The organism is Peribacillus tepidiphilus (genome assembly GCF_009466385.1).
GTDB classification, from domain to species: domain Bacteria; phylum Bacillota; class Bacilli; order Bacillales; family DSM-1321; genus Bacillus_BN; species Bacillus_BN tepidiphilus.
This window is the reverse complement of record NZ_WIAQ01000051.1, coordinates 1-9,482: the sequence shown is the minus strand read 5'-3', so window position 1 is coordinate 9,482 and position 9,482 is coordinate 1. Positions and strand designations below refer to the sequence as shown.

At 36.2% G+C, this 9,482-nt stretch carries 9 protein-coding genes, 1 pseudogene and 1 riboswitch; of the genes and pseudogenes, 2 read left to right on the top strand and 8 right to left on the bottom strand.

The features are described 5' to 3' along the window. Positions 1-108: 108 nt before the first annotated feature. The 7 genes from GD441_RS16375 to yneA all read right to left on the bottom strand — a co-directional run bounded on the left by GD441_RS16375 (position 109) and on the right by yneA (position 6,513). Positions 109-1,872, bottom strand: coding sequence for an ABC transporter transmembrane domain-containing protein (locus GD441_RS16375; protein ID WP_153127481.1), 1,764 nt, complete (start codon positions 1,870-1,872; stop codon positions 109-111). A 214-nt stretch (positions 1,873-2,086) separates the two neighbouring features. After that, positions 2,087-2,293 (bottom strand): YneF family protein, encoded by a 207-nt coding sequence (locus GD441_RS16370; RefSeq protein WP_153127480.1) that lies wholly within the window; start codon positions 2,291-2,293, stop codon positions 2,087-2,089. 85 nt (positions 2,294-2,378) lie between these two features. Continuing rightward, positions 2,379-2,819: a sporulation inhibitor of replication protein SirA gene (sirA, locus tag GD441_RS16365; protein WP_153127479.1), complete on the bottom strand. Its 441-nt coding sequence runs from the start codon at positions 2,817-2,819 to the stop codon at positions 2,379-2,381. A 219-nt stretch (positions 2,820-3,038) separates the two neighbouring features. Next, positions 3,039-5,045, bottom strand: coding sequence for a transketolase (tkt, locus tag GD441_RS16360; RefSeq protein ID WP_153127478.1), 2,007 nt, complete (start codon positions 5,043-5,045; stop codon positions 3,039-3,041). 177 nt (positions 5,046-5,222) lie between these two features. Further along, the gene (locus GD441_RS16355) at positions 5,223-5,456 is read right to left on the bottom strand and encodes a DUF896 domain-containing protein (RefSeq protein ID WP_153127477.1); all 234 of its coding nucleotides are present in this window, start codon (positions 5,454-5,456) and stop codon (positions 5,223-5,225) included. A 74-nt stretch (positions 5,457-5,530) separates the two neighbouring features. After that, complete coding sequence (locus GD441_RS16350; RefSeq protein ID WP_153127476.1) at positions 5,531-6,190, bottom strand: YneB family resolvase-like protein; 660 nt, start codon at positions 6,188-6,190, stop codon at positions 5,531-5,533. A 14-nt stretch (positions 6,191-6,204) separates the two neighbouring features. Further along, positions 6,205-6,513: a cell division suppressor protein YneA gene (gene yneA / locus GD441_RS16345; protein ID WP_153127475.1), complete on the bottom strand. Its 309-nt coding sequence runs from the start codon at positions 6,511-6,513 to the stop codon at positions 6,205-6,207. A 235-nt stretch (positions 6,514-6,748) separates the two neighbouring features. Here yneA and lexA point away from each other — a divergent pair, with 235 nt between their 5' ends. Next, the gene (gene lexA, locus GD441_RS16340; RefSeq protein ID WP_153127474.1) at positions 6,749-7,372 is read left to right on the top strand and encodes a transcriptional repressor LexA; all 624 of its coding nucleotides are present in this window, start codon (positions 6,749-6,751) and stop codon (positions 7,370-7,372) included. 381 nt (positions 7,373-7,753) lie between these two features. Here the strand turns inward: lexA and GD441_RS16335 are convergent, their stop codons facing one another. Beyond that, a complete protein-coding gene (locus GD441_RS16335) occupies positions 7,754-8,098 on the bottom strand; it encodes a cupin domain-containing protein (RefSeq protein ID WP_153127473.1) in 345 nt (114 codons plus the stop codon). 292 nt (positions 8,099-8,390) lie between these two features. On the opposite strand from GD441_RS16335, the pseudogene GD441_RS16330 reads away from it, so the two are divergent. Continuing rightward, positions 8,391-8,795: pseudogene (locus tag GD441_RS16330) on the top strand (cupin domain-containing protein); the annotation flags it as partial. 128 nt (positions 8,796-8,923) lie between these two features. Continuing rightward, positions 8,924-9,014, top strand: a riboswitch (cyclic di-GMP riboswitch). Positions 9,015-9,482 lie beyond the last annotated feature (468 nt).

The window sequence follows — 9,482 nt, the reverse complement described above, 5'->3', positions numbered from 1 at the left end:
CTTTTGTTCCCTTCGCCCTTGATGGCCGTATCGCAACCTTTTTCGACTGTTTGTCAAGAGCGATTGCGGACTTGGCTATTCCTGAAATCCTGGCGGAGATGCCTAGAACTAGTTTTTCATAGAACTTTTGACACTACCCTCCACTAGCTCTTCTAATTGCTGCTGCATGTAAACGTCACGATACCAGCCATCTTCCTTCATTAGTTCTTCATGTGTCCCTTCTTGAATAATGGTCCCTTCATCAAGAACAAGGATTTTGTTCGCATGTTTAATAGCACTTAAACGGTGAGAAGTAATAATGGTTGTTTTATTTGTTCGATTCTCTTTTAAGCCTTGAAGTATATCTTTTTCAGTTTTGGCATCGACTGCTGACAAAGAATCGTCCAGTATCAATAATTCCGAATCTAGCAATAGGGCCCTCGCAATAGAAATTCTCTGTTTTTGTCCACCAGAAAGACTTACTCCTCTCTCTCCCACTAAAGTTTTATAACCGTCAGGAAATTGAAGAATTTCATTATGAATATTTGCAAGTTTAGATACTCTTTCGATTTCTTCTATCTTTGCGTCTACATTAGTAAACGAAATGTTTTCTGCTATAGTTGCAGAAAATAAGAAATGATCCTGTGGAACATAGCCGATTGAACTTCTCAAAGCATGGAGAGTGTAATCCGTGATACTATGTCCACCAAATTTAATCGTTCCTTCATAACCTTCATATTCCCTCAGCAACAGCTTCAGCAAAGTAGTTTTACCTGAGCCCGTTTTTCCGACCAGTCCTAAAGTTTCTCCTGAGTGTAATGTGAAATAAATATTATGTAAAACTGGCTTTTCTTCAGTAGAATAGGTAAAGGTTTCAATAGAATATTCGATTGACCCTCTTGGTGGTTCTGTAATTGCATGGTCCTTTTCTTTGATGTCAATTTCTTCTTTTAAGAGAGTCATCACCCGGTCATAGGATGCTCTTCCTCTTTCAACAATGTTAAATAACCATCCGAAAGCAAGCATTGGCCAAATCAATAATCCTAAATAGGTTGAAAATGCAACAAGCTCTCCAATGGAAAGCTGGTCATCCAACACTAGTTTCGAACCAAATGCAATGGAGAGAAAATAGGAAATTCCAACGATAATACTAATGGTAGGATCAAACAACGCATCGATTTTTGCAACTTCCATATTTTTGTCTACTACGATTTTGGACTGTTCTGCAAATGACTGAATATCTTCTAATTCTTGTCCGAAGGTCTTAATGACTTTTATTCCATTAATGGATTCTTGAGTTTTATCATTTAAATCTGAAAAGGCTTCTTGTGCTTTGTGGAAACGCTTATGTAAAATAGATCCGTAATAGCTGGTCAGATATGCCATTAGGGGCATCGGAATCAAACTAATGATAGTGAGCTTCCAATCTATTAAAAGCATGGCAACAATGACAAACCCGCCTGTTGCTAATGAGTCAACCAACGTCAATACACCGGCACCTGCTGTCTGCTGGATTGCCTGCAGATCATTTGTAGCATGAGCCATTAGATCCCCAATTCTTCTCCTTTGATAAAATGAAGGCGACATGTTTGTAAAATGTGAATAGAGCCTTATTCTCAACTGTTTAGCTAGTTTGACGGAAGAACCAAAAATCATAATACGCCAAAAATACCTTAATCCGTACATCACAAGTGCAACTGCGATCAGTAGTCCGATCCATTGCAAAAGCATCTTTATTGTTAAAGTGCCATCTTTTATGTGATCCACAGTGCTGCCGATGATTTTTGGAGGGATCGTTTGTAAATAGGCTACCATTAATAGTAGAAATACGCCCCATATATATGCTTTCTTTTCTTTAAGGAAAAACCACCTTAAATCCCAAAATAACTTCATCATTACCCCCTCTTTTTTGTAAGAATCTAATATGTTTGTTTACTTGCTTAAAATATTTTCTACTTCTACAAGTGTTTTCTAATTGTAACAAATTTCCTCCCTATTGAAAAAGTACTATTTATAATATTCAAAAAATTATATGTACAAAAACCTTCGAACTTTCTTTATTGTTACAATAAAAAAAGCACCCATTAATTGAGTGCTTGTCCGCCATTTATTTTATTTGCTTATTCATGGCGCTCATCATTTGGTTAATTTTCTTTTGGGATGGTTTCATACCCATTTGCATCATCATCATTTTAAGCATTTGCTCGTTGATTGGTGGATTCTTTTTAAGGTAGTTCATCATATATTGACGAGCAATAAAGAATCCAAGCGCTATACCCACTAGCAAAGCAATAGTGCCAACTAGCCACACCATAATTACTTCCTCCTTCATGTTGTCTATCTCTCAGTGTACTAGACCAAGGGATATTATACAATATTCCGCATACAAATTCTCGTATTTAGACAAATTTTCTTTCCTTAATTGGTTTTAACCAACCATATCTTCCATGTTCAAGATCAATGGCTAATAAAAATGACTCACATTTCCGAAAGCATTCAAAGAAAATAGCTTCTGCATCGTATTGCCCTTCGATCGTTAAAGAAATGGACTTAGGTTGAATGTCTATTCTAGCTCTTCCATTTCCTTTAATTTTCTGTACATAATATACCCCATTATCTAAGTGAAAATGCTTATTTTTCATAAATTCCTGCTCCAAACGATGCCTCATGGAAAGTACAGGAATCGGTTTCGTTACATAATCTATTTGTCTCTCTATGATCTCTGTTAATTCACCTGAAGAGTGCTTATAATCCATAAATAAACCGAAGAACATTTTTTCTCTTCCCATGTAGTGGCGAGCAAACTCGTCATGTATCAAATAAATTTGGTAGTTTCTCAACCAATATTCCTCCCATCACTCCTCTTTATACTATTATACATATGCGTTAAACAGGGTTATGTTGATTCATGGAGAAAATTTCATCTAATTTTGTCGAAACCATAGTATTTTGATATCTATGATGTAGTTTTATGCATTCTTTCTAATCAAACAAAAAGAAATGCAAAAAAAAAAGAATGACCCATTGTTTTCGAACAAATGAGTCATTCTTTTCCATTATTATTTTTGCAGCATTTCTTTTACGCGAGAAACAACGTTTTGGACTGTGAATCCGTATTCTTCCATAATTCGTTCACCTGGAGCAGAGGCACCAAAACGGTCGATTGCCAACACTTCACCTTCATCACCAACATATTTATGCCAACCAAGAGATGCGGCCATCTCAATACCTAGACGTTTTTTCACAGCTGGCGGAATCACACGATCTTTATATTCTTTCGATTGCTTCTCAAAGCGATCCCATGAAGGCATGCTCACGACAGATACATCAATCCCCTCATTAGCAAGTGCCTTTTGTGCTTCGATTGCCAATCCAACTTCAGAACCTGAGGCTAATAATAATGCATCTGGTGTTTCTTTACCTGAAGGGGAAATGACGTATGCGCCTTTCGATACTCCTTCATATGCATTTTGATCTGTACCCTTAATCGTCGGTAAATTTTGACGAGTTAAAACCAGAACAGTTGGAGTATCCTTAGACTCTACTGCCAATTTCCATGCAGCCGCAGTCTCATTTCCATCAGCGGGACGAATCACAGATAATCCAGGCATTGCCCTTAATGAAGGAAGCTGTTCGATTGGTTCATGGGTTGGCCCATCTTCTCCAACAGCTATACTATCATGCGTAAATACATAGGTTACTGGCAATTGCATAAGAGCAGCTAAACGTATAGCAGGACGAAGATAATCGGAAAATACAAAGAACGTACCACCATATACCTTTAATCCGCCATGAAGAGCCATCCCATTTAAAGCGGCACCCATTGCAAACTCGCGAACGCCAAACCAAATATTTCGGCCTTCATAAGATTCCGGAGAAAAATCACCGGCTCCTTTAATCATCGTCTTGTTGGAACCTGCCAAATCTGCAGAGCCGCCAATGAAGGTTGGAAGATTTTTTGCAATTCCATTTAGCACTTCCCCACTTGAAGCACGGCTAGCAAGACTTTTTCCTTCTTCATAGACAGGAATCGCTGCATCCCATCCTTCAGGAAGCTCATTATTTATTGCTAACTCCAATTGTTTTGCAAGCTCCGGATATGCTGATTTATACTCAGAGAATAAAGCATTCCACTGTTCTTCCTTCGCTTTACCAGCTTCAACACAAGCTTTTTCAAAATGTTTATATACTTCATCAGGTACGTAAAAATCCTCTTCGAATGTCCACTTGTAGTATTCTTTTGTAAGCTTTAATTCATCAGCTCCAAGTGGTGCACCATGAACATCAGCTTTCCCTGATTTATTCGGAGAACCATATCCGATAATCGTTTTTACTTCGATTAAAGTCGGGCGATTCTCATCTTTTTTTGCTTCCTCAATAGCTTTTGAAATTTCAGCTATATCATTTCCGTCTTCAACACGAATATACTGCCAGCCATATGCTTTAAATCTTCCTTCTACACTTTCGCTGAAAGATTTATGAAGGTCGCCATCAAGTGAAATATCATTTGAATCGTACAATACGATTAGGCGTCCGAGTTTTAAATGTGCCGCTAAAGAAGCAGCTTCAGCAGAAACACCTTCCATTAAGTCCCCGTCACCGCAAATGCTGTATGTATAGTGATCAATCACGTTATAGGAGTCTTTATTATATACAGCTGCCATATGACGCTCAGCCATCGCCATTCCAACGGCCATTGCAATACCTTGACCTAACGGACCAGTAGTAGCCTCTACTCCAGGAGTATGCTTGTATTCAGGATGCCCCGGAGTTTTACTTCCCCATTGTCTAAAAGATTTAATATCGTCCATGGATAAATCATAACCTGATAAATGCAATAGGCTGTATAATAGCATAGATCCATGACCTGCAGATAAAACAAATCGATCTCTATTAAACCAGTTAGGATTTTTTGGGTTATGGTTCATATGTTTTGTCCATAAGGTATATGCCATTGGCGCTGCACCCATAGGCATACCTGGATGACCTGAATTCGCTTTTTCAATCGCATCGATGGAAAGCGTACGGATTGTATTGATTGAAAGCGCATCAATTTTTTCTAACATGGATTACATCCTTCCTTTAATAGATTTCCTCTTTTAATATATAGTGCTCGTCAACTAATGACAACCGAAAAGGGATAAGTTGAAGTAAAACTTTTCAACATGTAAAAAAAATGACATAAATCAAGCATATTATGTGTAAAAAAAGAGAATGCATTCATACATCCTCATGTAATTTAATTAATGCAGTTTTTTTCTGTTTTTTAATTGCTTAACTTTTTCAGGTGTAACATCATTTCCATTCGGATCTATGACTGTCATATTTTCAATAGTTTTTACCATGTATTTGCGGAAGGACTCTAAATATTCTTTTCTAAGTCTCGTTTGCTCTTTCGCTTCCATCTCAGTTAAGCCGACAGTTTTTGATTTTTTCGCTAACTCGTTGATGCGAGTAATCTTTTCTTTTGACAGCATGCTACTACTCCTTCCTTCATTATTGCAATACTGTCATGTTATTAAAAAAAAGAGATTCTGACAAGTATTTCGTTTTACTCTCCTGAACAATCTGTAGAGTTCTCCATATATTCCAAATATCTTCTATTTACGGTTGCTTTAGAAATATTATAGCCAAAACCCTTCAAAGTAGCTGATATCTCTTGAAAAGTTAATCCATTCTTTCTTAGCCGCACAATTTCCTCAATTGGAACCTCTTTGCGCTCCCTACCTCCAGAAGCATGCTGATTCTTGAGATTATCCTGTGGTCGATATCCTGATTCTACTGCTCGCTTCATACCTCTTTTGATCTTCAAGTTATGGAGTCTACGTTGATATTCTTCAACAATCGCTACAATTTGTAAAACCATGGTATCAGATTCGGATAATTCAATTTCTCCATTATGGGAAAGAGTATAGATCTTCACATCTTCTTTTAAAATACAATGCAGAAGGGCAACTTTCGCATTTCCTCTTCCCAGTCTAGTTTCGTCTTGAATTAATAGCGACTGGATTTTCTTTTCTTTGATTAAGTCTAAAATAGTAAAAATACCTTCACGTTCGAGTTCATAGCCACTAGCTTTTTCTTTTACTACTTCCACTACTTGAAACCCCAATTGATTAGCTAATTCAAGTAATTCCTGTTCCTGTCTAATCAGTGATGTTTCTTGTGAATTTTTTTCAGTACTGACTCTGCAATAAATAGCAGCATTCATGAATGTTCATCCCTTTATTTACTTGCAAGTTGATTTTCTAAGTTGTTGTGTGAGTTGGGTAATAGAATAGTCTGACCTGGCTTTATTTTCTCTAAATCCAGATGATTATGCTTCTTGATCCAGTTTATCATTTCTTTTTGAGACATGTTATCGCTCTTATATTTTTTAGCCAAATTCCACACCGTATCTCCAGGCTTAACCGTAACTTCTATCAGATTTTCCTGATGATCTACAGAAAACGCATTTATGAAAACTAGAGTAAACAAGAAGGCTACTCCAATGAAAAGTACTGAAAAAAAGTTGTTCGTTAAAAAGTTTTTCATTATTCCCCACCTACCGAATGTTTGTTCGCATTATTTATTTTCATTATATAGCGAACATTTGTTTCTAGTCAACGAAAAATTCAAACATATGTTTGTATATTTTCTGGGGACATGTTATAATTTTCATATATTTACATAAGCGAGTAATGATAAAATTGATTTTTTATCGTCCTTCTGACAATTAACAAGCCTTTTACAGTTTGATGGCAGAAATGATGAGAAATGAGGTGCCAATATGAATAAGCTTTCGAAGCGACAGCAAGATATTCTTGAATTTATTAAAGAAGAAGTCAAGAAAAAAGGATACCCGCCATCCGTGCGGGAAATTGGGGAAGCGGTAGGTTTAGCATCCTCTTCAACCGTTCACGGACACTTAGCACGGCTTGAAAGTAAAGGTTTAATTAGACGAGATCCTACTAAGCCTAGAGCAATTGAAATATTGGATATAGAAGAGGACGCTCATATTCCAAGACGCGGCGTCATAAATGTTCCTTTAGTTGGTAAGGTTACTGCCGGTCAACCTATTACTGCGATTGAAAATGTCGAAGAGTATTTCCCTCTTCCAGAGCATTTAGCAGGACACGATGAACAAGTATTTATGCTTGAAATTATGGGTGAATCTATGATAGAAGCCGGCATTCACGATGGGGACTACGTCATTGTGAGACAGCAAAAGACTGCTAATAATGGAGATATCGTTGTGGCTATGACCGACGAAAATGAAGCGACAGTTAAGAGATTTTTTAAAGAAAAAGATCATTTTCGACTACAGCCTGAAAACTCCAGCATGGATCCTATTATTCTAAAGAATGTTTCCATTCTAGGCAAAGTGATCGGTCTATATCGTGAAATCCACTAAAAAAAGCGCTAAATTGCGCTTTTTTATTTATCTAGTTCTTTTCAACCTCATAAGAAGATGGTAAAACTTACAGCATTTTTTGAACACTAGTCTCTCATTTCTATGGTTCAAGATACCTTTCATATTTAATTTAAAAAAGAATACGATATATGATACGGATTAGAGGAATAATCGCTAACCACTTATATAGGTCTTCAAAATACGTTAAAACAATAAAGAATAAAACAACATGAAGAATCGACATTACGTTACCCGCGGATTTCTCGTCTATCAACTTGAGCATATTTTTCAACTTCAAAAATGATCATTTCAGCGAGTTTTTGCTTTAATTCATAGTCTCTACCCATATACATAGTAACTTGGAACTAAGAATCAATCTATCTATTTGTCTGTTAAAACCCGGTCTCCTCTGCTATTTGGTTGAGAGATTACTAAAAACTCAACATCTTCATCAGATTCATTAAGTATTTGATGCGGCGTAAGGGGCGGTACTTCTATACCCTCTTGAGGATTTAAAGTTATACGTTCACCATTTTTTTCTAGTATTGCAGTTCCAGATAAAACAAAGAAAAATTGATGTGCATGAAGATGATAGTGTCTTATTTCTGAAGTGTTAGCTGGCATACGTTCATGAATGACACTTAATTGCTTACTTTTTACTAAATGCCAACCATCACAATGTTCTCCCCAAATATAATGTTCTGCGTTTTGTTTATTCACCTTCATCCAAACACACCCTTTTTTTAAAATCAACATCCCTAAAAAGAGGACTTGTAATGATCCCTCTAATAAAAAACAGTCTTTTCACTATTTTGTAACCATTACTTGAGTAATATCGGTGAAAAATAAATAGAATCAAGAATATATTGTGAACATTTTATGACAATTTACACTTATTCAATTGACATCAAGAGCTGGATCTGTTATTGATGACAAAAAAGTAAACCTATCATGTGTTGTTTAATACACTTTATCTCTCTTTGAGTAAGTTCTACCAATTATTGTATCGCTTCTTGTTATGCTGAACCCATTTACAAAACAATTTCACCATTACTCTATTACCCCCGGACAAGTGGTAAACGTTCCACAAGGTTGGTGGCATTATGAAGTAGCTACAGTTAATAACACTCATCTTTTGGCAATTTTTAATGCACCAACTCCAGAAGTGATATTAGGTTCTGACATCTTAAAATTGACTCATTCCAATATTATGGCGCATACCTATTGCCTCGATGAAAATCAATGGAAACAAGCAATTGCACCAGTTAAACCAACAACCTATATAGGTCCATACAAGAACTGCACCAGAGTAAACGAAAATATATCTCATCAATATTACCACCAACAGTATCAACAGCCACAATATATTCAGCAATTCCAACAAACTTCTTACGCTCCTCAGAGTCAGCAATATTGGGGCTAACAGAATTTATGACATGGAAAATCCATGTTTTTTGTGTCACAGCTAGAGTCCAAAACAAAACATCATAATCCCTTTGTTCATTTAGAGAAAATTCAACAAAATTTACCTTTACAGCAAATCTGTGCTATTATTTTAAAGGGCAAATTTTACGAAAGTAAAAGACGCAAAGCCACGGGCCTAAAACAATCAGCTGATTGTCATGGTAGCCGGGTTGCCAAGATTTATTCTTGATTATGTCTACAAATATTCCATCTCTTTCTAATTTGCCTAAAAAAATTAGCTAAAGAGGGAGAAATATGCACTTTCCATCCATTTTTTGTAATAAAACAAAAAAGAGACACATTGTAAAAGACCAAAACCACTGTGAATGTGGAACAAAATACAATCAATTTGTCAAATTAACCCGAAAAGAACTTAGGAAAATTCAATTTAAACAACTTAAAGAAATAACTTGTCAAAAATGCAGATCCATCATTGATTAAAATGATGGATCTTTTTATTAATCTTCTTCCCCCTTATATGGTCAAATGGTTATTTCATATTTTTCAGGCTCTCTGTCAATTGTGGTGGTGTAAATATTTCCAATACTCTCTCTTTGGAAGGAATGTAGGTTAACCTACATTCCTTCTGATAAGTTGACGCCATAATATCTTTTTTCGTAATCGCTCAAAGCTTTTTATTCCATAA

Bases quoted from the DNA above. Each gene is read 5' to 3' on its own strand.
- GD441_RS16355 (WP_153127477.1), bottom strand. From the start codon at position 5,456: ATGCTGTCAAAAGAAAAGATTACTCGCATCAACGAGTTAGCGAAAAAA.
- GD441_RS16335 (WP_153127473.1), bottom strand. From the start codon at position 8,098: ATGAAGGTGAATAAACAAAACGCAGAACATTATATTTGGGGAGAACAT.
- GD441_RS16350 (WP_153127476.1), bottom strand. From the start codon at position 6,190: ATGAATGCTGCTATTTATTGCAGAGTCAGTACTGAAAAAAATTCACAA.
- GD441_RS16370 (WP_153127480.1), bottom strand. From the start codon at position 2,293: ATGGTGTGGCTAGTTGGCACTATTGCTTTGCTAGTGGGTATAGCGCTT.
- tkt (WP_153127478.1), bottom strand. From the start codon at position 5,045: ATGTTAGAAAAAATTGATGCGCTTTCAATCAATACAATCCGTACGCTT.
- yneA (WP_153127475.1), bottom strand. From the start codon at position 6,513: ATGAAAAACTTTTTAACGAACAACTTTTTTTCAGTACTTTTCATTGGA.
- lexA (WP_153127474.1), top strand. From the start codon at position 6,749: ATGAATAAGCTTTCGAAGCGACAGCAAGATATTCTTGAATTTATTAAA.
- GD441_RS16375 (WP_153127481.1), bottom strand. From the start codon at position 1,872: ATGAAGTTATTTTGGGATTTAAGGTGGTTTTTCCTTAAAGAAAAGAAA.